The sequence below is a fragment of the Lysinibacillus sp. RS11 genome, from assembly GCF_042019215.1.
GTDB lineage: Bacteria > Bacillota > Bacilli > Bacillales_A > Planococcaceae > Lysinibacillus > Lysinibacillus xylanilyticus_A.
Genome location: NZ_CP168124.1, coordinates 2,767,899 through 2,794,686 on the forward strand (window position 1 = coordinate 2,767,899; position 26,788 = coordinate 2,794,686).

Consider the following 26,788-nt stretch of genomic DNA (forward strand, 5'->3'; position numbering starts at 1 on the left):
CTAATTTTTCCACACCACTTCACTTGGAAAATTTAATTTAAAGTTCCACAATATAGGCTCATCACCAAAAGTTGTGGATGACATTTGTTAAGACGTATGCTTTGTATATTAGTTGATTGGAGTGGAGACTGGGCGACTCCTTGGGGATTAGCGCTAGAGGAACGAAGGCTAAGAGCATCACGTCCTGTGATAACGCCTTCGTGACCTACATCGTGTAGACCCGAGACCCTGGAGCGAGCAACGCGAGTGAAGCGGCTCATCGGACGCCCCCAGGAAAGCGCCCAGTCGGAACGGAAATCAACCACACGTTATGGTGATGATCCACAATATAACTATACCTCGATACTTAAAGCTAAAAAGTTGATCTTGCCATTGCTGCTGTTTCTGGTGAAGGAAAAACGAAGAGGACCCGAGAGTAATAGTGGGTATCATGCAGTCGGTGATGAGTTTACGCCTACACAAAAAATAAAATGGGGATTATATATTCCCAATTGTGAAGGATAAGATAATTGAATTTGTCATAGAAGGTTTATTAAAAGAATAGAATTAGTGAGTTATCGAAATTCGATTACATACTTGGTGAAAAAAAATAATATAGAGATAAAAATATGTAGATACAAGTATTAAAGTGTGTTATTTTAAATGGTAATAATAGTTAAAGGAGGAGTTTACTGTGAGCAAACGAATGTTAGCAAAGGGCAAATTTTTCAAGGGGAAAACGCATAGCTAGCCCTCTAAACTGCGAACCCCCCTACTATTGAGAGGGGTATTATTTTGAGCCAATCATCAACAGAGTTTTTCATTCGTAACTTCAAACATGGGGATATGCCTTTACTTGGTGAGTTGTACCAATCAGTAACAGCAAAAGACAACGCGACATTTTGGTGGGTCGGGGACGAAGATAATTGGAGTAACGTTTATTGCGCATTTGAAGATGGGAAAATGGTCGCTAAGGGGCAAGTTAGCATCATTAACGTTGTTCCTCCTGGTCGTTCAAAAGAGAACAATCACTCTATATATATTAATCTGAAAACCATTTCTGAAAGAGAACAGGACATTACTCTGCTCGACAAAGTCTATCAATATCTTTTCACAAGAGCAAAGCAATTAAAGGTAACTTTACCTCAAGAATATGGAACAATACTTTGTGTTGGTAACGATTCGAAAGAAACAGCAAACAATCAGTTTTTTATCCAAAAAGGATATCTCCCTCTGAATAGTTTGTATAGCATGAATAGAGATTTGACTGAACCGATTCTTGAGTTAAAACTTCAGGAGGAGTTGCAATTCTCACACTGGAGCATGGAGACATCTAGCGAGGAAAGAGATTACCTTGATATTGAAGCTGAAATTTGGCCAGACGCTCCACTTGGTCTTAATAGGTTATCTGAATACAAAAATAACAAGTTATGGACATCCATGGTCATACGTCAAATAGACACTATTGTCGGCGGACTAATGACATGGCAGGAAGAAGACTATGGTGTAATTGAGGACGTTTTTGTCCGTGAACCATGGAGAAAGCGTGGGATTGCAAAGTTTACGCTTACACAGGCTTTGAAATATCTTCAATCTCATAAGCTACAAAAAGCTACTCTCATGGTACTAACGACAAATAAATCAGCCTTATCTCTATACGAATCAGTTGGATTTTATACGGATAAAGAAGAAATAAGATACTTCACAAAACTCAATTAGGTAACAAAAAGAGGGGTGGACTGCCCCTCTTTACTATTTCCCTCAATACATTACCGATTTAATTATCCATCCGAGCCAACAGTGAATAATACATGTATGTATAAACAGCATCTGGCTAGTGTTCGTAAGGAGCATCATTGCTGTCCACTTAATATTATTACCACTATCATTTCCACCTATCATCAAGAACGTTTGTTTGTGTATATTATTGAACTAACGTTCTGTTTATAAAAAATTGACCAGTATCACAAAATAATGTGAATATCTAGTCATAGTTATTCGTTATAACGTACGTTGTACAACAGAAATTAATAAGCTCAATGCCTCTTCATCTGTCATAAGCCTAATTTTTCGCTATGGTCAACCTTTATAACCCCTTTTTGAAATGTCGTTTTTAATAATGATTTTAAATCCTCTTTTGCGGTTGAAGTTAATGAGTTTGCCATATTAGTTTCCTCCTTTGGTTGTGCTGGTGTATATTGTTTTAAAGATTTCCCTAAATACTTTGCTAGTTCAGATGCTATCGCAAAGCATATTTTTTCGAAGTCGCGTCTATAAACAACTTTCCTGAAGTCTATCAGCAATTATATCAACACTGAGTTTGGAATCTTAGCGTGTTCAAATAAAATTTCAGCTGCAAATGGGGATGTTTTCTTATTAACCCAAGAGGACTGAGCCATTTAGAATACGTGAGCATTGAAAAGCTTGCCTTTTTTAATGTGATGTACTAGGTCGAGTGACGGTTGATAGTTTAAATATCCGCCAAGAAGCTAACGCTACTTCTGCAGTAGTAAGTAAGCTAAAAAAGGGCGAATATGTTCAAGTAAAAAGTGTTAAAAGAAGCAAGAAACCCTACATACTTAACTCTGTAGGGTTTCTTGTTCATGAATTATATCAACATGACAAGTAAGTAAACCTTCATGAATTGTAACTTCAAGTTGTGTATTTGTAGAAATCCAACCCATAGTATGGGAATGTCCAATAATGTTGAATATTATTTTCGCGAATTATAACAAAGTCTAAAAAACAATCAGGTTGAGTACCAGTGAAAAATCAATAGCATTCTTCATTATTTTCCCCTGCTTCAAGAATTAGAACAGACGTTATTTATCATTTTTCAATGTTTTAGCCATAACAGCACCAGCAGGTCCGGTTTCGACAATAATATAATCAAAGTGTTGGTGATAAGAACTTGACTCACTCATCGCCATGATACTTTTTACAGTCACAATGTTTGAGTTCTTGGTCGCAGCACTGGGTAAATGAATCGTCCCGGCATACGCCTGGAATAGGGATGCATGGATCAAAATCATGATTTTGAAGTACTTGGTAAGGGCGCATCATATCATGATCCTCATGTTCAATGATATGACAATGCCATACATAAGTTCCGGTAAACGGCCCAAAACGTGCAATGATACGGGTAACTTCTCCAGGGTTTGCACGTACGGTATCTTTCCAACCCATTTCATTCAGATCCGGTTTCTTTGCTTTCCCTACTTTAATTATATTCCCATTTTCATCCACGGTAATTGGTGCTCTATTGAGAATCTGAAATTGAACTAGATGCAAATGTATTGGATGGGTATCGGGGGTTAAATTATAAAGTTCCCAAATTTCTATTGTTCCATTATATGGTGTTTCTGTAATAGGATCGACCCACATCTTGTTATTGAGTTCAAACAACGGTCGGCCATATTCATCAGTAGTTTCAACTAAAAAGTTTTTTCTTACATATATAGCATCTTTAGGTTCGAGTTTTTCTAAGCAACTTAATCTTTCAGGTACTGTACTTGTATCCGGCTTGGAAGATTTTTGTTTAACTTTAAATTCCATAATTTGCGAAAGATCTGGAGAAGGAGGAACTCCATCAGGAAAAGGTGCCGGAGCATCATTTGTCAGTATGATATTTTGCCCTCTATGTTTTGAAAAATCAATGATTACATCTGCTCGTTCTGCCGGAGCCAGTATGATTTCAGAAACCAGTACAGGTTTTTCTAATAATCCGCCATCCGTACCGATTTGAACGAAATCTTGACCAGAACTCAATCGCATACGGTAAAAGCGGGCATTAGAACCATTGAGGATTCGAAATCGGTATTTTCTCGGTTCAACTCTAAGGTAGGGCCATATTTTTCCATTTACTAAAATTGTATCTCCAACAAAACTCGGAACAATCGATGGATTCGGAAGATCAGGATCTATTGGAGGTGGTGGTTGTGGTGCAGGTGGTGGTTTTTGTCCGGGCTGAGAAGGATAGAACAGTTGACCGTCATCATAGAAGGAACGATCCTGGATAACTAATGGAATTTCAAATTCACCTTTGGGCAGATTTAGTTTTTCTTCTTCTTTGTCTCGAATAAGGTAAAACCCTGCTAATCCGGCATAAACATTTAATCGAGTGATTCCAAGGGCATGGTCGTGATACCAGAGAGTTGTCGGACGCTGACAATTCGGATAGTAGTAAACTTCATGCACGAATTTGCTGCCAAAGTTTTCAAAGTTTTTGGTAAACCATGCTTCTGGATATCCATCATTTTCAGGGCGAACACGTCCCCCATGCAAGTGAACTACCGTTCTCACAGGAGGTTGACTAGGTTCAGCACCGTGAATAGTAGTATCTACTGGCAGAAGGTGTGTAAAAGGTAGTTTATTTTCCCACTTCACAAGAATTGGAAGGTCCCTGAGAACATCAAATGTCGGCCCAGGATACATACCATTATATCCCCAAACTGTTGTCGGTGGTAAGGCCCGATGTAGCTTTTGTTTTATCTGCTGCATCAACACCTCATAGTAAGGGATTCCATCATGTATTCCAGCTGGTTTAATAGTAGGTGGAATCGGTAATGCATCAATAAACTTTTTTAATTTCAAATTAATTCCCTCCTTAATCAATAATTTATCCCATAGTCATTGTTAGTCATAGAATCAACATGACTTACTTTATTAAATGTATAAGCAGATAAAAATGTTTAGGTAAAGGAGGAAGGACAACATAAAATCTCAGAATTTTTCTACTAAGACGCCGTTAGTTGCGTTAAAGGTATTTATTTTTATTGAGATAAATGTTTGTAATCAAATATTTCAATTTTGAAACCGAGAGTACATTTATCCATATCACCTGTTAGCCATCTATGTAGCGCAAAAAGCAGCACCTCATCACAGAAAGATAATTAAATTCTTTCATGGGAGTTGAATAAGAACATTGACACATTAAACAATCGCAACCGATTCTTGAACAGTGTAAAACCGTTGATTTCCGTTCCAGACGGACACGTTCCGGAGGGCGTGCTGTGAACCAACCCGTTTGCTTCGCTTTCGTTGTTTGTTTCACCTGTCCCCTCGCCCTCCCATAGTCGCCGTCTTCCACTTCAATCAACTTTGAATCTGCTCCTTCATTTTGTTGGATATTCATATTCTTTTGGTTGCCTGCAAGACTTCTTTAACATGGGCAATATTGCCCCAAAACTTTGATAATTTTTTCTTGCTTCAGTCAATGTTAAGCCATTGTTTTGGTCACTTGCCTCAACATTACTTTGAATAAACAAATCCATCTCCCAAAAACATACGGGGCAAATGTAAGCAGGGGCATCGCCATTATTCGGAATTGTAATAAACTCGCAGCAAGGGCATGGTGAATTTCCAACTACTATATCAGATTCAATGTCATGTTCGCAGTTAGTTGTATCATCGTAGTTTATTTTTGGCACGTATTTTTTTGTCTTATTTTCTTCGTTTTTCATTTTTCATAGACCTCCAACATACCCGTCAACTTTATCCTCATTAATTTATCAAAAATTGTGGTAAAACCCTTCAAATTCTCTTTACCTAAGTTCTGGAACAACAATCTTTATGAAAAGCACTTTCCTTATTCCAGAAAAGCGAACGTTTGAAGATCATTGCTGAGCATTGATTAAGAAAAACACCTTTTCAATAAAGTCTTTTTGTATAACTTTCCTGAAGTCTTTCAGCAATTATATCAACACTAGAGTTTGGAATCTTAGCGTGTTCAAATAAAATTTTAGCAGCAGATGGTAATGTTTCTTTATTAGCCCAAGTAGACGGTTCCCATAATTTTGACCTCTTAAAAGCTTTTGCACAATGTATGAAACATTCCTCTACTTCCACTCCAATACCTACAATAGGTTTTTGTCCTTTAACAGCCATCTTTTCAAGTAGTTCATCATCTTTTACCAAATAAGCCTTACCGTTAACTCTGAGTGTTTCCCCTAATCCCGGAATAAAAAATAAAAGACCCACTTTCGGATTTAATATAATATTACGCATAGAATCTATTCTTTTGTTTCCTGGTCTTTCTGGAATAATTAAATGCTTATTATCTAGTACACGAACAAAGCCAGGCATATCCCCTCTTGGTGAAACATCACAGAAACCTAAATTATCAGAAGTTGAAATCACCAAAAAAGGTGACTTAGAAATAAAATCATAACAATGATGGTCTAAATCTGTAATCACCTTTCTTATTACTAAATCACTCGGAAATCCAATAATTGAACGTAATTCTTCTTCAGTTTCAATAGTATTTTTAAATTTTATATTTTGTTTCAAACAGACTTCGCTCCTTCGATTTAAGACTAACATATGAACTGATAAAACCATTCTTCTTAAATTAAATGAACCTTAAAAGCAAAAAGGGAGCAATTCTTATTCCATGAAAGCGCCCTTTTACGGAATAACTAAACTTCATTTTGTTGACTTTAAGTGTGTTTTCAAACTTTCATTTGGGAACGTTTATTGAATTTATAATGTATTTAGTATTTATTATTCAAGAATAGACATTACAGTAACACTTCAGACAATTAATACTAAAGTACCTGTTTTTTTAAGCACATTTGAAGCCAACAGTTATCCAAAGTAATTATGAAAACACCAAACAACAAGAAAAATACTTACTATCCCCCAAGCAGTGGTACTCCATATCCACCAAATTACGGATTTAGCTTTTGATGGATTTTCCTCTTCTTCCATATTTGCTTTTATAAAAGCGACCTTACTTTCCATACCTTTTTTTATAGAAGTGAGAACAACAAATCCAGCGAGAAGTCGCTACCATATACAGCACGTTGGAGAGGTAGTAAATTTATCAACATAAATCGCAATGTTTAAAATGCTTTATTCAACCACTAATCCAACCTTTTTCTTTTATATAAAATGAAAAACACAACAATGCCAATAGCTACTGCCACTGCAGCCCAAATATATATATGATTTCTATTATGTTTACCACTTAAATTAACTTCTTCAATCGGGGGCTGTCCTTCTCCAAGTACCTCCAAATCCTCCTGTGAAGAACTCAACACACCGGTACGATCACACATGGTTGATACAAGCGATTTTGCCTCGTTCATAATTGATTCGTTAGCATAAACCAAATATTCTTCTCCCTTTATAAAATTATATCCACAATCGCCTCCACCTTGACCAGTAGTAATGATAATTTGTGATTGTTCAATACCCTTCCAGGTGTTCGTTACCTCAAAAAGAACTGATTTAGTTGTATATCCTTTTAAACTTAGTTTCTCTTTTATATCAACAACTTTCCCACTAAATACGGCTTTTGAACGTTCATATTCTTCTTCTACACTTGGTAAATCTGCACACGAACAAGCACTTGTAATCGAAGGAAAAGAGCCTATCATAAAAATGCCAATAAAAATGAAAGCCAGAAGTGTCATCGCTTTCTTCAAATAAATCACCTCAATCTCTCCTACTATCACCCGGGTTTAGTATTTTTTATAATCTAATACTAATATTAACATAGAGATCTAGTTTTGCTTGGTAATATTATTCCATTAAATGGCCCGATTGTTGGACACCTATTAAACAATGGTGCACCCATTGAAGTAATTCAAAGTTTAATGGGGCATAAAAAAAGTGAAACTACTCGGATTTATGCACAACTAAGTGGAAAGCTTAGGAAGGAATTTAACAGAAATATTTTTAGTTTATTTAAAACAGAGAAACACCTTAATAAATATCTCTCTGTTCAATTAACGCACCAGTTAGTTGAAGTAAAAATCTTCATAGTCTTTTTTTACCTCAACAAAATTTTATCCCTCAATGTATAGGGCATATTTTTTCGCTGTAAAGTACCATCTCACTTCTTTAGTTATTTATTTCGGGACCGATACCTAGCAGTCTTCTACCCATTAACCATATTGCCCGACCAGTTCTCCACAAGATTAGGGCAGAGCCAAAGCCTACCACAGACATAAATGCATTTATTTGATGTCCCCCTAGTGTGATCTTCGCAGGCACAAACAGTCATGTAATAATAGCAAGTAAACAAAGGAGTGCACCTGTAAAATAATAGAATTTAACTTGGAATAGAGGGGCCAATGGGATAAAATGAACACCGACAATAATAGCTATTAAGACAGGTAAAAGTTCAGTGTGACGAGTAGCGTTACAGACAGCAATTGTAATTGCTATTGCTAAACCCTCTGCCGCGAAAATAATGTTAAACCAAAACCTCGTACGATTCCCACATAACAATCAAATCAATATTCAAAACAATAATAATATAATAAAAAACAAAATAAATTTATTGATAATCGATAAACATTATATTAAAATCAAATAATCATTAAATCAGTGAGGTGCTTTAGATGAATGGTAAACTAGGTTCAACTTTTTTCTTAAAGGTTGTTGCTTTTCTTATTGGAATTGCGGTAGTTGTCGTGTGTATATTTTTGTTGCCTGAAGCAGCCAGAAGAGATGCTATAGAGCGTCCAGGAGATTACTCGATATATCCGTTGTTAATATGTGCGTATGGAGTATGCATTACGTTTTCTGTAGCTTTGTATCAAGCATATAAACTATTGAGTTATATCGATAGTAACAACGCTTTTTCTGAGTCATCCCTTAAATCCTTGAAGGTTATAAAAAAATGCGCTTTTACAATTATTTTCTTAATTTTATTAGTAATAGTTTACTTAAGGGTGTATGCCATGTTCACGGGTGATGACCCAGCAGGTCCAATAGCACTTGGACTAATAGGGATATTAGCAACAGCTATCATCACTGCCATTATGGACGTACTTCAAAAGCCATTAAAAAATATCCTAGAAAAAAAGAAATAAAAATGCAGATGTTTATTTTGCAGGTATAATATCTTTTTTCCCTATTAAATTAAATGGCTCTTAAATGAAAAATTGGCGCCTATTCTTTTTCAAGAATTGCGCCCGATTGTTGAATATCAAAATCGTGATTTCTCCTTTTTACAAGATACTTTTATGATCTCGGAAGAGGAGAAAAACCCCTTTTCATTTGTTTAAATGTCTCATTCATCCTTCCAACTACGTAAAAGTTCTTCGAAAAAGAGTTTCGGTGCAGAGGACTTGTCATCTTGTAGATAGCTACTACTTTGAAAAGGTGCTTAGTAATGACGGCCATACGGAAATTTTCTCACTGCAGGATGGACATATTGTTTCCCCCGCTAAATAATGCAAATGCTCGGTCAATATTTGCTCTCCGATAGCTGCTGCCCGCTCCGTTAATGTTCGTACTTCTTCATCAGCAAATGAAGTGACTGGGACAATCACTTGTGGTTCTTGACCCGTGTGAAAGACGGGATCGTGTTCATAGGCTTGAAGAATTCCTGCTTGGTCTTCAATAGGCCATAAATAAACCTCTCCCTCGCAAGCCGGACAGACGGCGACATACTCATCACCTTCACTGAACGTCATTAACATATTGGCAGGGATATATGAGCCGCGATAAGCAGCATCCGCCATAAGGATGTAACGCTTCTTTATCTCATCCATAGTTTGTTGGGATGCATAGTCGAACACTTCCTTTGTAAGCGTCCTTAGCTTGTCAATTGCCTCTACATATTCTCTATACAATTCAGTGCAAACAGAGCTACCTACATCCTCAGCTAGTTCAGCCCATGTTGCCGGGAATGGTGCCTCATCTCTCCCATCACGGCTTGCCTCGATGATACCGCAATTGATATACAGTTCTTTGCGCACTTCCGCATCCGAAGTGGAGCATGCTAGCTGTGCTAAAAACGGCATCGCTGCGTAAGTAGCCGTATATATCGTGTTTTGATGGAACAAATATTCCTGAAAGAGTTCGTCAAAAACCTCCTGGCTATACTCCTGCATCAGTTGCTGCAATAACACAGGTACGTTGTCTGCAGAACCATACGGACCTTTCAGCTTACCCCATACATCGCTATCCCACTTAATCAAACTTTCCCTCCGTTCCTAATTGCCAACTTCATCATTCTACTTAATTGTATCAAATAAAAAAACTGGAACCACAATATGTTGGTGTAGTTTCTAAATAAAGTTTGATCAATAAAACTGAAAATGTTATTCAAGGAAAGGATCATATTGTGGAATAGAATTTATAAGTAGATTAGAAGGTCGCGTGTTGATCGATACTGATAACGAACCGATTGAAGCATATTGGGGCACAATGAAGTGAAGGAAGTATTATTTAAATAAGTACGATTCATAGGGAGAGTTAATACAAGCTATTGATGACTATATTCATTTTTATAATCACCATCGCTACCAGAAACGATTAAACGGCTTGATCCCTTTAGCATTCAGGGTTCAAGCCGCAAAGTGGTTAAACTCAATGCGTTACACTTGGCACAAAATCATTATTACTGCTTTAATCGCCATGATAGAAGATTAAACTTTTGAGTATTTAAAAACATCTACAACATTTCGTCTCTCATTATAGTTTAGAGGAATCTCAAGCTTTTCTAGACCAAATGACAACAGGAATAAGTAATAAGGATAAAAGCCCTCCAGCTAAAGATAATACTGCATAACTTGCATTAGCCACTACCATCCCCGAAAGAGCACCACCAGAAGCTCCTGCTAGTGCAACTAAAACATCAATTTTCCCTTGCGTTTTTGCACGTGTAGAAGGCTCTGTCGAATCAACTATTTGAGCAGTACCACTAATTAAGCCAAAGTTCCAACCTAATCCTAGTAAAGAAAGAGCAACTATTAATAGAACCATAGAATCGCTCGGTGCGAATGCAGCTAATAAACCAGCGAATAACAAAGTCACTCCTGACGCAATACTCATAGCTGTTCGTCCAATTTTATCAACAAGAATACCTGTTACAAGCGAGGGAAGATACATGGAACCTACATGAAATCCTATAACAATACCAACTGCCGCCAAACCATGACCATGATGTTTCATATGTACAGGTGTCATTGTCATAATTGCAACCATTACAATTTGAGTAAGTACCATCACCGTTGCACCTACTGTAAGACCTCTTTTATTGATTTCTTTATTAAAGGATTCCGTCATATTTTTTTGTTCATATTTTTGTTTATGCGCTTCAATCCTTTTTGCAATCTCTAATGGATCAGGACGCAACATAATAAAAAGAACAAGACCTGCTAAAATAAATGCTGTAGCTGATAAAATAAATGGATCTGCAAGCGCCGGCACACCAATAGAAACCGCAAAATTGCCCATAATTTCTACTAAATTCGGACCTGCCACAGCCCCAAGTGTTGTTGTTTAGTAACCAATTTACAAACTAAAATAAAAATCTACTGCTGTGACACTTTTTAGGGAGAGTCTCTTGCCTGTTGCGTTATGTGCAAGTCTGCTAGCAATTTGTGTACCTAACGCCAACAAACGAATCTTTTTGAACACATAAGAAATCAATGCTATATTCATAACCTTTTCTTTCACCGAAAACCTCCAAAAAGACTTAGAAATAACTCCTAAGCCTTTAATCTTTCTATTATAAATAATTATAAAGTAAAAATACCTCGTTCCTCGTTAACATATTTTTCGAAGAATCCATTTTGAAAGAAGATCATCAAAATGCATTCTTCTTCGGTCGATTTAAGTTCAGCTTTTAAAAAAGTTTGATCATTTTTACCTGAGTTTTCCTACAATAGCTTCTTCTTAGGTTGCCTGTTAAAGTACAATTCTTCACAATCTCACATTCAATGTAAGAAAAAAGCTACCCTATTTAAATGTGTCGCACATCCAGTTATAAAATTTTTCCTTCTCTTCAAATTGTGGATAATGAGCTGACTCCTCAAAAGAAATGAACCCATTTTGATCCGCTTCAAGTATATCAAAATATTTTTTTGCTGCATTCGATGAAGTCATTGCGTCGTATTTACCCATTACAAAATAAAATGGTAACTCAAGTTTGGTAACGATCTTAGATAGCGGCTTATCCAAGGTTTCTTTTACAAGCCGTTCTTGAGAATTAGCAGCTCCATTGTTATAGCGAATAAAATCCAACAAATTATATTCACGACTTAATAGTATATCGCCATCCGACATATTAATAAGTCTTGTAGCGCCGCCGTACTTATACACATAACCTCTTGGAGTCACTGCCTCTCCAGCATGTATTTTTTCAGCGACCCCCTCTAAGTACTTCACATCTTCTGTATTTCCGGCTTTTTTCGCTTCACTTATCGTATTATTCAAATTATCTATTTCACTTTCTTGCATATTACTCATCTGACCAATCCCAATATAGGCTTCATATTTTTCTGGAGCTTTATAAGCAGCCATTGTTCCTAAGTATGTGCCGTAAGAATGACCCATTAAGATCACTTTCTCTTTACCAAAGCGTTTCGAAATATAATCCGTAAGTTCTAATAAATCATCTACTAGTAACTCTGCCGTTAAATTAGAATAATCCTCATTAAAATGATACGATTTGCCGCTTCCTCTTTGATCGTAATTAACGACAGTGAAATCCTTTTCTAATAAGTCTTCGTACTTATCTGCATAAGGAATTTCGGACATACCCGGCCCCCCGTGTACATAAATAATGACCGGGTTATTTTGATCACGACCTCGAATCATGATTTGCTGTTTGGTACCGTTGATCTTAACTTGTTCTAAGACGCTAATACTGTTATTCCCTTTTATATTCGAAGTCCATGTGGGCCTGAAAAGTGCGATTACCAGTATTATAATAATGAATACACCGACATATTTTATTAATCTCTTTAAGTTTTTCATCTAATCCCTCCTTACCCAATACACTACAATTGAAAAGTAATATATTGTAGTGCCGGTAAGTCACTAATAAGTCATATATATTTATAAATAAAACGACAAATTATGACTTTTGGCAAATATTTTAAAATAAGGGGCTGCAATCAAAAAAAGAGCATAGACAAAGTCAATTTAACTTCATCTACGCTCTCTTATTTAATGTTTCTTATCTTCTATAAGACTCTCTTCCATTGCTTTAGTAATAGCGGAAGATCTGTTTTTTACATTCAATTTCGAATAAATGGTAGAAACATAGTTTTTCACAGTTCCCATAGAAAGAAACATTTTTTCTGTAATGTCTTTATTGGACAATCCTTGGGTTAAACATTTGAGAACTTTTATTTCTTGATTATTTAAATCATAGGGATGAATCATAGAGTTATGGTCTTGATCCGTGTATGAGTTATTTTTTAATTGTATTTGACCAAACACCTCTTTTGCTAATTGTTGAGGAATGAGGGAGCCTCCGTGATACACCATTTTAATTCCCTGAACTAAATATTCTGGATCAACAGCCTTTAATATATAACCCTCTGCTCCAGCATTTAAGGCATTCAACACATGAGTGACATCTTGAAAAGTAGTAAGGATGATCACTTTTATATTGGGCCAACGTTTTTTTATTTCTTCTGTTGCCTTAACCCCATCCATCACCGGCATTTGAATATCCATTAAAAGAATATCAAGGTTTTCCCTTTCGCATAAAGCAATTGCCTCTTCTCCATTTTCTGCAGTTCCAACAATCTCAATGTCAGAAATATTTTCAATCACAATTTTTAAACTTTTTCTTAGAATCTCTTGATCTTCAACGATTGCCGCTTTAATCATGATCATTAAACTTCCTTTGCCATAGGTATGTTACACGTGATCCTCATACCATTATTCAATTTAGAATCAAAGTTAACCGTACCCGCTAATTCCGATATTCGATCTTTCATGGAACGTAAGCCAAATCCTAAATTTAATTTATGACAACCATTTCCATTATCTTCGATAAGAAAAATCAATTCTTCTTGTTCAAACGAAATATTTACTTTAATAAAAGTAGCCTGACCATGTCTTTTCGCATTTGTAAGTCCTTCTTGGATACAACGAATAATGGCAAACTTTACTCTTTCACTGATTTTGGTCGCTTCCCCTTTGACACTCAGTTGTATATCTGTTGATGTATGTTTCATAAAATCAGCAATCAATTCTTTCACTGATTCAACAAGTGTCTGATGGTCCATTGGAGACATATGGTGAATTGTCTTTCTCACATCGTTCAAGCCATTCCGTGCTAAATCTGAAATCTCTTTTATACTTTTTTCTGCTTCTTTTTGATCTGCCTGATATAGAAAAGGAAGGGCGTCTAAGCTTGTTATGACCGATGTGAAAATATGGCCTACCGTATCATGCAAATCTTGTGAAACTCTATTTCGTTCTTCCTTTATCGTCAGTTCCTCAATTTTTTTTGAGTAATACTTCAAATCCTTATTTTTTTCCTCTATAGAGGCAATTAACTCTTTATTAGCTTTATTGACGATGGTCATCCTTCCTAAGCAAAACCCAATACCATAAAAAATAGTAGTATCAATGAAGAGTTTAAAGAAATCCTGATTAGTGAAGAGACTGCCTGCCCATGTACTAGCAGATACGGCGAAAGGTCCTAACCAAATTAATGGCTTAACTTGACATGCATAAGCAAGAGTAAGGATAGGCACAAGTAAAAAACTGTAAGTCACTGATATATCATACTGACTTGATAAGTAAATAAACAAAGACCCCGTTAACAACACCTCGGCCATTAAATAATAATGGAACTTTATAAGCCCAGGCCGATAAAATAGATGGGGTATGATATAAGAACAACTAGCCCATAAAAAAACAATCCACTTTTCCGAACCAATCGTACTAACGAATATCGCGTATCCATTAAAAGAAAACCATACCGTACGCATAAGAAAAAGAAAATAGTCGGGCCAATGCCATTTCCTTTGATCTATTATTGCTTCCACTTTTATTCCCCCATCTTCGGTGTATATACCATCATTCCTAATACTAATCATTTTCAAATCCTACCTGGAGATTATAAATTGCCTGCAATTGCAGTTTCAAAGAAGTAAACATTTTCAATTCTTTGTATTTATTTAGTATCTCTAAACTCCAAGCTACTATCTTTTATTACAATTCCGATTAATGTCCCTTTTTTTTTAATTTCTCGCCCACTAAATAATTTAGAGATGATATCTCCTTTTGTTAAATTAGGTTTTTACAGATAATTACCCATTATATGTATTATTAATTGGAATATTTATCATATGCATTTTTTAATTATACCATTTCCTTCTTCAACTGAACTCAAAATAAACAATGTTGTGATCATGGACTAAGTACTGACATACAACATTGTTTTCCATGACTGAGTATGGTAGAGGACTAATACCAGTGTTAGTTTCTATGAAAACTTGGGGACTCAAACATCTTGAGCATCTAGATAAAATATATGCGAGGATAATAAACTAAAGCATTTAAGGAAAAATTAAATTCTTAGTGGTCAAAATTAAAAAAGTTCACAAATATGAACTTTTTTAATTTCAACTAAACTGCCCAGTTCGTGTCATAAGCAATGTTTCTGAGGAAAGGCTATATCTAACAGATGTTCTTATTAATAAAATACTTGCTTGTTCGGACAGTATCATGCATTGAAACGTATCGTCATCTCAAGCTCGTCTCGACCAAATGACAACAGGAATAAGTAATAAGGATAAAAGCCCTCCAGCTAAAGATAATACTGCATAACTTGCATTAGCCACTACCATCCCCGAAAGAGCACCACCAGAAGCTCCTGCTAGTGCAACTAAAACATCAATTTTCCCTTGCGTTTTTGCACGTGTAGAAGGCTCTGTCGAATCAACTATTTGAGCAGTACCACTAATTAAGCCAAAGTTCCAACCTAATCCTAGTAAAGAAAGAGCAACTATTAATAGAACCATAGAATCGCTCGGTGCGAATGCAGCTAATAAACCAGCAAATAACAAAGTCACTCCTGAAGCAATACTCATAGCTGTTCGTCCAATTTTATCAACAAGTATACCTGTTACGAGCGAAGGAAGATACATGGAACCTACATGAAATCCTATAACAATACCAACTGCCGCCAAACCATGACCATGATGTTTCATATGTACAGGTGTCATTGTCATAATTGCAACCATTACAATTTGAGTAAGTACCATCACCGTTGCACCTACTGTAAGACCTCTTTTATTGATTTCTTTATTAAAGGATTCCGTCTTATTTTTTTGTTCATATTTTTGTTTATGCGCTTCAATCCTTTTTGCAATCTCTAATGGATCAGGACGCAACATAATAAAAAGAACAAGACCTGCTAAAATAAAAGCTGTAGCTGATAAAATAAAAGGACCTGCGAGTGCCGGAACACCAATAGAAGTAGCAAATTGACCCATAATTTCTACTAAATTCGGACCTGCCACAGCCCCGAATGTTGTCATAACCATTGTCGTACTGATAGCGGTTGCTCGTTGTTTATTATTTGCTAAATCTGTCCCTGCATAGCGAGCTTGTAAATTTGTCGCAGTCCCTGCACCATAGATTAGTAGAGAAGCAAATAATAAAATGACACTATTCATCATGGCAGCAATTACAACACCAATTGCCCCCAGTCCACCTACAATAAAACCTGTCGATAAACCTGTACGACGTCCATAACGTTGAGATAGTTTACCTACGATAAAAGCTGCTATTGCTGACCCTAACGTGAATAAAGCAGAGGGCACCCCTGCATAGGCATCCGTGCCAAGCATTTGTTGAGCTAAAAGAGCACCAACCGTAATCCCTGCTGCAAGCCCTGCCCCACCAAATATTTGGGAAAGACTCACAACAAACAGCACACGCCTATATAAATTTTTTAGCTTTTCAGGTGAATCTATATAACTCTCAATAGAATCTTGTGATTGACCAAACACTTATATACACCTTCTTTCTACTTAATATAAATGATTAAAATTATACCCATTTTTTAAGCCTATTCGACAACTTCAACTCTAATTTAATTATTTCGCAAATTGTAGCCATTCTTTAACGCCCTGTTCCATTCGAAATGCCTTAATTCCGTTTGCCTTAAGAATCTTTACCGCATCTGCAGACATTAAACAATAAGGTCCTCTGCAATAAGCAACCACATCACAATTTACTTGTAAAGACGAAAGTGTATCCTCCAATTCTTCAATAGGAATCGAAATAGCACCTGGAATATGCGCCTCGGCAAATTCTTCTTTCGGTCTTACATCCAATAGTAAAACCTCACCTTTCTCCATTCGAGGAATAAGCTCTGAAAGTGTTATTCCTTCTAAGCCAAGTTGTTCATTTAAGAATTCTTCTTTAATTTGTTGAACTTGGATAAGCTGCTTTTCTGCTAAAGCATGGAATGTGATTAAAAAATCAGAAATAACTTCATCTGCTAGTTCATAAATAACAAAATTTCCTTCCTTCTTAAATTTAACCAATCTCGAATTAAAAAGTGTTTTTAAATGTTGAGACACATTGGCAACTGACATATCCGTACTTTTGGCTAAAGCATCTACAGACTTTGGGCCTTGTGATAATATATCAAGAATTTCCAATCGTTTAGGACTTGATAAACTTTTTCCAATCCTTGCGAACTCTTGATATAACAAATCCTTTAAATTTCGTTCATTCAATACAGATGACCACCTTTAAACTATTCAATTAATTTATTGAATAGCTGAATAATAATTCTAAATTTTACTATTGTCAATACAATAGCCTCGAGATATTGCGCATTAGCCTAGACGACAACTATGCCCTTAGTTATTCACACCTTCAACAATAAAAATATCCGGATAGAACTCCATTCTATCCGGATACAGAAGCATTATTTTACCAATAACCAAGAAGCTTCCACCATAATCCTCCGACTATAGTAAAAATCAGAATGGTAACAACGGAAACGACAAATCCAACTGTCCACCACTTTTTTTGTTCAATATAACCTGCACCAAAAAAGACCGGTGCTGGACCAGAACCATAATGGGTAGTGGCGCCAAATAAATTACTAAATGCTGCTAATAATATAGCTGCTAGCATAGCTGGTGCCCCTGCTTGCAACATAACAGATAAAAAGGCTGCATACATCGCACTAATATGAGCAGTGGAACTCGCAAAGAAATAATGGGAGTAGAAATACACTAATGCTAATATTACAACAGCCCATACCCAACTATACCCAGATACAAGTCCACCAACTTCATTACTAAACCATGGAATTAGTCCTAGCTTGTTCATAAAAGATGCCATCATAAATAATGTTGCAAACCAGACAAGCGTATCCCATGCCCCTTCTTCCTTTTTGATATCTGCCCATGTTAATACATTTAACAATAAAAGCAAGGAAAGACCGATTAGAGCTGATGTAGTGGCACTAATTCCTAAAGAGTCTCCGCCAATCCATAACGATAACACAACAATAAATACTACAATCATTCGCTTTTCAGAACTTTTCAGTGGACCAAATTCATCCAGCTTCTGTTTAGCGATAGCTGCTGCTTCTGGTGTCTGCTTGATTTCAGGCGGATAGATTTTATAAATAATATAAGGAACAACGATTAAAGCTGTTAGCCCAGGGACAATCATAGCCACCGCCCAGCCAAACCAAGTAATCGTTACTCCAGCTGTATCACTTGCCAGCTTTACAATTAAAGGATTCGCTGCCATGGCTGTCATAAACATAGCAGATGTTATTAAATTACCTTGAAAGCCTACCGTCAAAAGAAAGGCCCCCATCTTACGCTCTGTACCGTCTTCTGGTTTAGATCCAAAGGTATGAGATAATGATTGGATGATTGGAAATATAACACCACCAGCACGAGCTGTATTACTAGGAATAGCTGGCGCTAATATTAAATCACTCGCTAGTAATGAATAAGACAGACTCAAGGTTTTTTTCCCAAAAAGACGAACAAATAGATAGGCAATTCGTTCTCCTAGTCCCGTTTTAATAAATCCACGTGAAATAAAGAAGGCAATGACAATTAGCCAAATTGTTGAATTGCCAAAACCGCTTAATGTCTCTTCAATGGTTAATGTATTTGTTATGGCAATCACAGCCATAGCAATAATGGATACAGCACCCATTGGCAACGGTTTAGTAATAAATCCTATAATTGTCGCAACAAAAATAGCAAATAGATGCCACGCCTTTTCATCTACTCCTGAAGGTACTGGACAAAACCAAATAGCCACACCAACAGCAAGGGTAATTAAGAAAGGAACCCATTTGACTGCACTTTTTTCTTCTTTCATGATGTAAATGCTCCTTTACCCCAATGTATTTTCAAAAGTGATTTCTCCCATGTTTTAATATTTCCCCATTATCTAAAAAACATAAGTATTATATATGCTTTATGTAATAGATGAAAAGAGTTTTGGTACATTTTTTAGAAAAAAACGGTCTCGAATTAGAAATATTTATCTATTATGTTAATCTATTGATAAAAACAAACTTTTTATAGGATTTTTTTTACAATATATACTTACAGCAGGTGGAATGGGGGTTTTAAAAATGTGAGACACTAGAGAAGAAATCAAAAGTTTTATGACCTATTACAATCATGATCGAGGTAGTGGAACCTAAAAAAGATGACAACTGCACAATGCAGACATCATCTTCTTCAAGTTGCCAAGAGCTTTTTAAAATGACCTTTACAAAGAGCACACTTTATTTTGGTTAGAAATATTATTTTGTTTTCATCTGTGTTGTAATTGTAAAACTTGCAAGGCCATCGCTTGTTTCATCTGCTTCAGATAATATTTTAATTCCTTTTGCTTTAAGATGTTTCTGAATGTCTCGAATGTCTGTAAACGAATTTAGATTTTCGGCATTTTCATTCCATTCTGGATTAAAAGTTAGAATATTCTTTTGGAACATTCCTTGGAATAGACCAATTATACAGCTTTCATTCTTCATAATGAGCCAATTTTGAGTAATATCCCCCCGAATACTTGAAATCCAAGATTTTCGTAAAATGTTTTTGATTTGTGAATGTCTTTTACACTTAAACTTACAGAGAATGCACCAAGTTTTATATTTCCTCCAATAAATTAGGATCATCACCATAACGTGTGGTTGATTTCCGTTCCAACTGGGCGCTTTGTTGCTGTCGCTTCGCTTTCGCACAGATAAAACATTTGCCGCTGACGCTTCGCTTTCGCGCAGAGCAGAGCTTCCTGGGGGCGTCCGATGAGTTGCTTCACTCGCGTTGCTCGCTCCAGGGTCTCGGGCCTACACGATGTAGGTCACGAAGGCGTTATCACAGGACGTGATGCTCTTAGCCTTCGTTCCTCTACCGCTAATCCCCAAGGAGTCGCCCAGTCTCCACTCCAATCAACTAATATACAAAGCATACGTCTTAACAAATGTCATCCACAACTTTTGGCGATGAGCTATAAATTAGTTAACATAGCAAGTTTTTACATAAATCGAGTATATATTACTACTTTGAAAAATACATTTCAGTTTGTCCAATTTTTCTAAAATAAAACCAAAGTTAACTCAATAAGCCATATTCCATTAATTGATCCGATTCAAAAAGGTTGTTCTCTTCATTCAAATAATGTGCCTATAGCTAAATACCTCTCTCTTCAAATATAGTGAAAATAAGAAAGAACTGTCAAAAGTACGACGAAGATTGACAGTTCCTAAAAAAGAAATATTAATTTTTACTCACTTAATGCACATGCATGACAACATTCTTTTTCTTTGAATATAGTAAAAAAGATATTGTTAAACTTAAACTAATGACGCCGAAAACTAGCCCCATACCACTTAGACCAATTAAATCTAACATCATGCCTGTCGACAATAATACGACTTGAAAGATGACGGAATCGATCATATTTCGGAATGAGAAAAATCGTCCGTGAAAATCTTTTGGTACTTGCTTTTGAAAAATCACCATTGTCGTTGGGAAAAAACAGCCTACTGAAAAACCAAAAATGCCAAATGTCATGAGCGCAAAGAATTTAATATCCGATAATAATAGCATTAGCTCCATCGAACCAATGATAAATGCTAATGAAAAGAGCAGTGTTCCTATTTTCACCCGTTCAGTAATCAATTTTAAACCTGCTGCACCTAGCATAAAACCGATACCTTCAACCGTATACAATAATCCTGATATCGTCGTTGACTGATGGATTTCAGAAATTTTCATAATAACTAAATTAAAGGACCCTAAAAATAATGTTGGAATTAACATTAGAACAAGTGTCATCAATACAACAGGGTGCTCCTTCACCATTGGTAATACCTCTTTAAAACTACCCTTTTCCTTATTTGTTTTCGACTCATTAGCCGTTTCCTCTAATTGTAGGAAGCTCGTAATAACAAACATCATCATATAGACGATCAATGAAATGATGTACAACCATTTAAGCTCAAAGAAACTTAACATAAATCCTGCCGCAGCAGTTCCAATAATTCTAGATATCGTTCGAGCATTCATTTGCCAAGCATTTAATGTAATTAAATCCTTATCCTTGACAATCATTGGAATGATAGATTGTAGCGCCGGCATATAAAAGGCAGCTGCTATTTGCAATGTTATTAAAAAAAGAATCATCCAAATAACCGAATTTGTATAAAGTGCCATAAACATAAATAACACACTTATAATTCGTCCTATACTTGCCTGCTGCACCACTGTTTTTTTCTTCGACTGGTCAATAATACGACCCGCCAACGGACCTACGACTAAACCTGCTAGTATACCGCAAGCAATAATTAATGATTTGTGAAAGTCAGAGGGAACAACCTCTTGCATAAAAGCTAGATTCCCTATAATCCCAGCCCACAAGCCAAGACCTACGACAAATTCACCTAATAAAATTATCCATACATTCCGATTATGCCACATGCGCATCTCCTTGTTGATTCACTTTCAATTAATTACTTCAATAGTAACAAAATTACAAATATTCGTACATATAAATCTGGCTCATCACCATAACGTGTGGTTGGTTTCCGTTCCGACTGTGCGCTTCATGATGAATTCCATCAACACTTGTAGTCGTTACAAAAGTCCAGTCTTCACTCCAATCAACTTACAAAACATACGTCTTAACAAATGCCATCCACAACTTTCGGTGATGACCCTCAAAAATTACAAACTTTGAAATTTTTGTGTTCCTATAAAATATTTTCTACTTACATGCATATGTATTTTGTTACTAATTCTTGCTCATCCACCATTTTTATAAAACATCTAACCATCCGGTTGTCTCCCCTTTTCCATTTACTCTCAAAAGTATACTGTTTTTACAGAAAATAAGTATCATGCAAAAGTTTGAAATAGACACAATAAAATAACAAAAAAGCATCGTTTGAATACATGATCAAACGATGCTTCCACATAATAGAACTTCTAATTTACGAACGAGCGATTTTCTACGGTACTCGAAGATTGTTGACTTACTAATGTAACGACGAAAAAAACTCCCACAGTTGTTGCCTTGATCCCTGCAATGGACGTATCCCCAAGCTTCGCTAAATAATATCACAGTAGTAAAGGAAATTGTTGTCATAAAACCATCATATAGAAAAACAACTGGAATGCCAATGGAGGCAGCATAGACTGGGTTAAAGGTCATTAACTTCATTTCTTTAAAGTATAATAGCAGGAACGTAATATTAATTATCAGGACAAGGAGTAACATCCATACAGCCTTTGGCATTGTAATCGAAAGCAATGTCCTTCTATCCCTCTTAATTTATAATAATTTCCTTATAAGCTGGCGCCAGCTTATCCAGAAAACAATTACCATCATTCCCGCTCCGACAGACTCTGTTAGTTTCCATAAAAGTGTAAGAATTATCAAAATACTCAACGGAAGAATTGTTAGCTTCACATCATCTAACTCTTTCATTCACTCACTCTTCTTTCTCGGACGATATTTTGTTTCCTTTAGGAAAGATATATGCTTAATGTAAAAAAAATTCAACCATTTTATGAAATTTTCTTTTAAAAATTTTTTCTTATTACTTTCGCCTAGCACAAAAAACACCAACATTTTTCGTAAAAAATACTGGTGTTTAGTCATTTGTTTGTATCAATACACTCTTTTTAATTACTCGATTCATCAGCATAAAACACGACACAAAAACGAATAGCTTGTGTCAAACCCTCATGGATTTTTCTACTTTTATAACAGTTCCACTTCACTAATTCCTTCTACAACTTCATATTTCATCCGTCATATTAGTTGGTATTCTCCTGATACAAATACCTTAGTCACAATCTATTTCGTTTAGTAGTTTAATGCTTGGCAGTTTGCGATCGATTTGTGCTGTTTAATTATTTACTTCTTCATAACAGTCGGGTTCTATGTGTTGTTTTTTAAATATCCAGAAACATAAAAAAAAGACGACTCCATCCTATCTTAGAATGAATCGTCTGAGATTTTCACGTTCCCAAAAAATAAGGGGGGTTTTAGGAGCGTAATCATGAACTAGCAATACTTCTGGAGAAAAGTAGCTAAAGTTCATCCTCTCTACACTGTTTTGTAAATGAGGAATAATCTTTATATGAAAATGATAACCATTATCAATTGAAACGTCAACAATAATCTAATAAATTTTTCTATCTTCATGCAGTAGAAGATTCTCTCTCTATAAGTGTTGAGATGAATACCAGTATAATCTTTTTTCAACGGGCACCCAAACATGCACTTAAATAATAAATGGTCAGGATTTTTCAGCACTTCCGAAAAATATCAATTTACTTTTGACTAATCTAAAAATACAGATTTTCAATTTTCCTGCTTTCTTAAAAGAATCGTCTCCTTTAATAGTTTCCTCCCTCGTCCTTTACTAGAAAAATTTGCAGTTTTTATCCGTATACTGCAAACTATTAACATACCTAGCTAGAAAGGATGTCTGAAACTAATGAAAAAATTAGTATGCGCTTTAATGCTTTTTATACTTGTTGTGACAAGTGGTTACACAGTACAAGCTGCTGGCTTTAAAGATGTACCAGAAGATCATTATGCATATGAAGCCATTATGTGGGCCGAGGAATATGAAATCGTTAACGGCTATGCAGATGGTACATTTAAACCTAATGCAACAATTACAGAGCAACAATTTGCGAAACTACTTGCCAATTTTTATGAGCTTGAATCGCCGAATGATGAATTAAAAAAACAGACCCCTGCTGCAAACTGGTCTGATGAATATTACAATCGTCTTGCAAGCTATGGTGTGCCATTAAATGGATATTTCGATAACCATATTCGAGCAGCTACTGTAAAGCGTGGTGTTGTGGCACAGGCAATATCACATTTAACGAATGGTAAAAGTGGATTAGATCAATCGATTCAATTTTTACTCGATTACTACATTTCTACTGGTCAAAATCCTCAGTATGAAAATCGTAATTTGCAGAAGTTTTTCGGCGTTACAAACAATATGACACGTGCTCAAGTCGTTACAATGCTCCATCGTATGGATGAAAGAAATTTTTATGCCATTTCAGAGGACGCGCAAGCCATTCATGAAAATGCTACCAATGCTTCTTTAAATACACGAGCAAAAAATGGCCAAAATCAGCTAGATAAAACAATGCAGCTCACAACACCATCAAAAAGTGCTTGGGAAGGTACCTATTCGTATTACTATAAATGGGGTAAAGGTGCGACTGATTTCAATCGCCGTGATGCCATCATCTCCAATGCAACAAGTAATAGCTTTAATATTTTCATTACTGCCAATGATGGAACAGCGGCCGGGAGTGTCGATGGGACAGCAACGATTACTTCTAGCACGAAGGCCGTGATGAACAAATCCTCAAACGGCAATCGCTGTGTACTAGAATTTGAGCGCCTTCATAATGCACTTAAAATTACCGAGGTTGATTGTAGTGCAGAGCATGATGAAGGAACCAATTTTTCTGGGACTTTGAAGAAGCAATAGGTTGTATGTCCGACTCGTAATCTCTTAACTTATTATGAATATCACAATGTTGAATTACTACACCGTTGAGGTACTTTTATAAGTCAAAATTGTGCAGATCAACTAAAAAGTGCGAAATGAATTATAGTATTCATTCGCACTTTTTTAATAACTCAACTAGCACTTTTATCACTGATGCAATCTTTATAAAAACAAGCGTGTTGATTAGGAAAGTCAGGCTTATTGCTGAGCGATAAAAGAATTTTTTTGTTGCTATTTTGCTAATATCTTCCCATTTTAATTGACTGTAGCCTGTGGCGGTAATAAATTCAGTGAAATGTGGTTTCTCTTTTATAAACAGTACAACCCTTATTTTAAATCGACTTTTAGAGTGTTGTCGATTCAATGGCCAGCACCTTTTTGCTAATCAGTCGCTAGTTGGGGGCTCTTAAAACTTCTTATAACTATTAATGGCAATCTCAATAAAATCCGAGAGGTACGGAGATATATGTTTATTCTTATGCCAAGCAATATCCGTAAAAATATCTGCTAAATTCATGGATGTCGTCAATTCTTCTAAACGATGGTTTTCTAACTCCTTTTCCACCACCATTTTCGGTAAGAATGAGATGCCTAAGCCAGCCATCACACATTGCTTAATGGCTTCAATACTAGCAAATTCAATCATTTGGTATGGTAGTGCACCTTCCTGCTGTAACTGTATTTCCAATTGATTACGGTAGGAACAACCACATTCGGTCAAGAGCAGCGTTTCATTTATTAATTGTTGTGAAGAAAATACACCCTTCGCAAAGTGATCATCGGTAGGTGCTGTGACAAATACTAATTGCTCTTGTAAAAGTCGTTCCCTATGTAACATAGGCGTCTCTCTATAAATATCTGTAATAAACGCTACATCGAGATTGCCTGACTGTAATAAATCTTTGGCAATTTCGGTTGTGTGTACGGGCTTAAAAATAATTTTTACTTGGGGATGAGATTTTTGAAATTGTTGTAAAATACTTGGAAGACGATATACACACTGACTTTCCTGTGCACCTATTTTTAACACCGCTTGTTCCTGCTCGTTTAACATTGCTTTTTTCATTTCCATATCTAAGTCGAGCATTTTTTGGGCATACTGTTGTAATCGCTTTCCCTCTTCTGTCAAAGTAATACGTTTTCCTAGCCTCTCAAAAAGAACAACTCCAAGCTCCTCTTCAAGTGATTTAATTTGTGCGGTAATAGTCGACTGTGCATAATCCAGTAGCTGTGCTGTCTGCGTAAAGCTTAACGTTTCTGATGCTGTTAAAAACGTTTGTAGCTGTTTAATATCCATCTCTTTCACCTCTAAATCGCCTTTTTCGATATATTCCATCGAAACATTCATCTTTATCGATAACAAACATAAGTTTACACTAGTTATAACCTGAAAAACAGAGGAGGATTCAAATGAACATTACCGCTTTTATTGGAAGCTCTAGAGCCGATAGTAATAGTGAGCAACTAGCTGACTATGTATTAGAGGGTATAAGACATGAAAAAATAGACCTTAAAAATTTAACGATTGAGCCTATTCACGATTTGCGCCATGATGATAATGGCTTTCAGTTTGTAGATGATGATTATGATCAAATTATTCAAGCATTTTTAACAAGTGATCTCGTTATTTTTGCAACACCGATTTATTGGTACAGCATGTCAGGAATTATGAAAAACATGGTGGATCGACTGAGTCATGCTATTCGTGATGAGCGCTTTCCACAACTAAAAGAAAAACTACAAAATACTGAGGCAATCGTTCTTGCTGTCGGAGGTGATGACCCATATATAAAGGGTCTACCAATGATTCAACAATTCCAATATATCTTTGATTTCTTAAAGATGCAGTTTTCCTCATATATTATTGGAGAAGCAAACATACCTGGTGAGATTCATCATGATGAACAGGCACTAGCACAGGCAGCCATATTAAATAATCAGTTAAAAGCACGTATAAATGTTCAATAAGAAAACGACCTGAAAGCGGTTATGCTTTTAGGTCGTTTTTCAAATGTTCGATTTTTCCATGTGACGTCAAAATAT

General features: G+C 36.0%; 25 protein-coding genes and 3 pseudogenes. 7 read left to right on the plus strand and 21 right to left on the minus strand.

Going from position 1 to position 26,788, the window contains the following annotated elements; translation table 11 throughout:
* Window positions 1-246: 246 nt before the first annotated feature.
* Together AB9L17_RS14205 and AB9L17_RS14210 are read left to right on the plus strand one after the other, a co-directional pair.
* On the plus strand, window positions 247-504 hold the full coding sequence (locus tag AB9L17_RS14205; protein ID WP_375199287.1) for a hypothetical protein: 258 nt from the start codon (window positions 247-249) through the stop codon (window positions 502-504).
* Between the two features lie 270 nt (window positions 505-774).
* Window positions 775-1,698 carry a GNAT family N-acetyltransferase gene (locus AB9L17_RS14210; protein WP_223556419.1) on the plus strand — a complete coding sequence of 308 codons (924 nt, stop codon included), beginning with the start codon at window positions 775-777 and terminating at the stop codon, window positions 1,696-1,698.
* Between the two features lie 1,197 nt (window positions 1,699-2,895).
* Here the strand turns inward: AB9L17_RS14210 and AB9L17_RS14215 are convergent.
* The 5 genes and pseudogenes from AB9L17_RS14215 to AB9L17_RS14235 all read right to left on the minus strand — a co-directional run bounded on the left by AB9L17_RS14215 (window position 2,896) and on the right by AB9L17_RS14235 (window position 7,415).
* Window positions 2,896-4,572 (minus strand): multicopper oxidase family protein, encoded by a 1,677-nt coding sequence (locus AB9L17_RS14215; RefSeq protein ID WP_068984603.1) that lies wholly within the window; start codon window positions 4,570-4,572, stop codon window positions 2,896-2,898.
* A gap of 521 nt (window positions 4,573-5,093) precedes the next feature.
* The gene (locus AB9L17_RS14220; protein WP_083226994.1) at window positions 5,094-5,441 is read right to left on the minus strand and encodes a CPCC family cysteine-rich protein; all 348 of its coding nucleotides are present in this window, start codon (window positions 5,439-5,441) and stop codon (window positions 5,094-5,096) included.
* Between the two features lie 187 nt (window positions 5,442-5,628).
* Window positions 5,629-6,255, minus strand: a complete 627-nt coding sequence (locus tag AB9L17_RS14225) for a pyridoxamine 5'-phosphate oxidase family protein (RefSeq protein WP_254660161.1) — start codon at window positions 6,253-6,255, stop codon at window positions 5,629-5,631.
* A gap of 309 nt (window positions 6,256-6,564) precedes the next feature.
* Window positions 6,565-6,762 (minus strand): annotated as a pseudogene (locus AB9L17_RS14230) (hypothetical protein); the annotation flags it as partial.
* Between the two features lie 80 nt (window positions 6,763-6,842).
* Entirely contained in the window at window positions 6,843-7,415 is a 573-nt protein-coding gene (locus AB9L17_RS14235) for a hypothetical protein (protein ID WP_375199288.1), read from the minus strand.
* Window positions 7,416-7,490: 75 nt separating this feature from the next.
* Between AB9L17_RS14235 and AB9L17_RS14240 the strand changes: the two genes are divergently transcribed.
* Window positions 7,491-7,787, plus strand: a complete 297-nt coding sequence (locus AB9L17_RS14240; protein ID WP_068984604.1) for a tyrosine-type recombinase/integrase — start codon at window positions 7,491-7,493, stop codon at window positions 7,785-7,787.
* 196 nt (window positions 7,788-7,983) lie between these two features.
* Here the strand turns inward: AB9L17_RS14240 and AB9L17_RS14245 are convergent, their stop codons facing one another.
* Entirely contained in the window at window positions 7,984-8,214 is a 231-nt protein-coding gene (locus AB9L17_RS14245; RefSeq protein WP_375199289.1) for a DUF7010 family protein, read from the minus strand.
* A gap of 113 nt (window positions 8,215-8,327) precedes the next feature.
* Between AB9L17_RS14245 and AB9L17_RS14250 the strand changes: the two genes are divergently transcribed.
* Entirely contained in the window at window positions 8,328-8,801 is a 474-nt protein-coding gene (locus AB9L17_RS14250) for a DUF2975 domain-containing protein (RefSeq protein ID WP_068984605.1), read from the plus strand.
* A 279-nt stretch (window positions 8,802-9,080) separates the two neighbouring features.
* Here AB9L17_RS14250 and AB9L17_RS14255 read toward each other — a convergent pair whose 3' ends face one another.
* Window positions 9,081-9,827: a hypothetical protein gene (locus tag AB9L17_RS14255; RefSeq protein WP_375199290.1), complete on the minus strand. Its 747-nt coding sequence runs from the start codon at window positions 9,825-9,827 to the stop codon at window positions 9,081-9,083.
* A gap of 367 nt (window positions 9,828-10,194) precedes the next feature.
* On the opposite strand from AB9L17_RS14255, the gene AB9L17_RS14260 reads away from it, so the two are divergent.
* Window positions 10,195-10,368 carry an IS3 family transposase gene (locus AB9L17_RS14260; protein ID WP_083226995.1) on the plus strand — a complete coding sequence of 58 codons (174 nt, stop codon included), beginning with the start codon at window positions 10,195-10,197 and terminating at the stop codon, window positions 10,366-10,368.
* Window positions 10,369-10,428: 60 nt separating this feature from the next.
* Here the strand turns inward: AB9L17_RS14260 and AB9L17_RS14265 are convergent.
* The 12 genes and pseudogenes from AB9L17_RS14265 to AB9L17_RS14320 all read right to left on the minus strand — a co-directional run.
* Window positions 10,429-11,217 (minus strand): annotated as a pseudogene (locus AB9L17_RS14265) (MFS transporter); the annotation flags it as partial.
* A 15-nt stretch (window positions 11,218-11,232) separates the two neighbouring features.
* Window positions 11,233-11,397: a hypothetical protein gene (locus tag AB9L17_RS14270; protein ID WP_375199291.1), complete on the minus strand. Its 165-nt coding sequence runs from the start codon at window positions 11,395-11,397 to the stop codon at window positions 11,233-11,235.
* 282 nt (window positions 11,398-11,679) lie between these two features.
* The gene (locus tag AB9L17_RS14275) at window positions 11,680-12,699 is read right to left on the minus strand and encodes an alpha/beta fold hydrolase (RefSeq protein WP_223556425.1); all 1,020 of its coding nucleotides are present in this window, start codon (window positions 12,697-12,699) and stop codon (window positions 11,680-11,682) included.
* Between the two features lie 192 nt (window positions 12,700-12,891).
* Window positions 12,892-13,563 (minus strand): response regulator transcription factor, encoded by a 672-nt coding sequence (locus AB9L17_RS14280; RefSeq protein ID WP_223556434.1) that lies wholly within the window; start codon window positions 13,561-13,563, stop codon window positions 12,892-12,894.
* Between the two features lie 5 nt (window positions 13,564-13,568).
* A complete protein-coding gene (locus AB9L17_RS14285) occupies window positions 13,569-14,732 on the minus strand; it encodes a sensor histidine kinase (protein ID WP_223556436.1) in 1,164 nt (387 codons plus the stop codon).
* A gap of 705 nt (window positions 14,733-15,437) precedes the next feature.
* Complete coding sequence (locus AB9L17_RS14290) at window positions 15,438-16,703, minus strand: MFS transporter (protein WP_223556438.1); 1,266 nt, start codon at window positions 16,701-16,703, stop codon at window positions 15,438-15,440.
* A gap of 87 nt (window positions 16,704-16,790) precedes the next feature.
* Complete coding sequence (locus AB9L17_RS14295; RefSeq protein WP_223556441.1) at window positions 16,791-17,438, minus strand: ArsR/SmtB family transcription factor; 648 nt, start codon at window positions 17,436-17,438, stop codon at window positions 16,791-16,793.
* A 199-nt stretch (window positions 17,439-17,637) separates the two neighbouring features.
* The gene (locus AB9L17_RS14300) at window positions 17,638-19,059 is read right to left on the minus strand and encodes an anion permease (RefSeq protein WP_068984608.1); all 1,422 of its coding nucleotides are present in this window, start codon (window positions 19,057-19,059) and stop codon (window positions 17,638-17,640) included.
* A 433-nt stretch (window positions 19,060-19,492) separates the two neighbouring features.
* Window positions 19,493-19,842: pseudogene (locus AB9L17_RS14305) on the minus strand (VOC family protein).
* A 24-nt stretch (window positions 19,843-19,866) separates the two neighbouring features.
* Window positions 19,867-20,010: a hypothetical protein gene (locus tag AB9L17_RS14310; protein WP_223556417.1), complete on the minus strand. Its 144-nt coding sequence runs from the start codon at window positions 20,008-20,010 to the stop codon at window positions 19,867-19,869.
* 473 nt (window positions 20,011-20,483) lie between these two features.
* The gene (locus AB9L17_RS14315) at window positions 20,484-21,671 is read right to left on the minus strand and encodes an MFS transporter (protein ID WP_375199292.1); all 1,188 of its coding nucleotides are present in this window, start codon (window positions 21,669-21,671) and stop codon (window positions 20,484-20,486) included.
* A 478-nt stretch (window positions 21,672-22,149) separates the two neighbouring features.
* Complete coding sequence (locus tag AB9L17_RS14320; RefSeq protein WP_068984611.1) at window positions 22,150-22,503, minus strand: metal ABC transporter permease; 354 nt, start codon at window positions 22,501-22,503, stop codon at window positions 22,150-22,152.
* A gap of 1,195 nt (window positions 22,504-23,698) precedes the next feature.
* Here AB9L17_RS14320 and AB9L17_RS14325 point away from each other — a divergent pair.
* Window positions 23,699-24,724 (plus strand): S-layer homology domain-containing protein, encoded by a 1,026-nt coding sequence (locus AB9L17_RS14325; RefSeq protein ID WP_068984612.1) that lies wholly within the window; start codon window positions 23,699-23,701, stop codon window positions 24,722-24,724.
* A gap of 130 nt (window positions 24,725-24,854) precedes the next feature.
* On the opposite strand, the gene AB9L17_RS14330 is transcribed toward AB9L17_RS14325, so the two are convergent.
* Entirely contained in the window at window positions 24,855-25,109 is a 255-nt protein-coding gene (locus AB9L17_RS14330; RefSeq protein ID WP_223556445.1) for a hypothetical protein, read from the minus strand.
* Window positions 25,110-25,151: 42 nt separating this feature from the next.
* Entirely contained in the window at window positions 25,152-26,042 is an 891-nt protein-coding gene (locus AB9L17_RS14335; protein ID WP_068984863.1) for a LysR family transcriptional regulator, read from the minus strand.
* A 113-nt stretch (window positions 26,043-26,155) separates the two neighbouring features.
* Between AB9L17_RS14335 and AB9L17_RS14340 the strand changes: the two genes are divergently transcribed.
* Window positions 26,156-26,713: a flavodoxin family protein gene (locus AB9L17_RS14340; protein WP_068984614.1), complete on the plus strand. Its 558-nt coding sequence runs from the start codon at window positions 26,156-26,158 to the stop codon at window positions 26,711-26,713.
* Window positions 26,714-26,788: the final 75 nt, after the last annotated feature.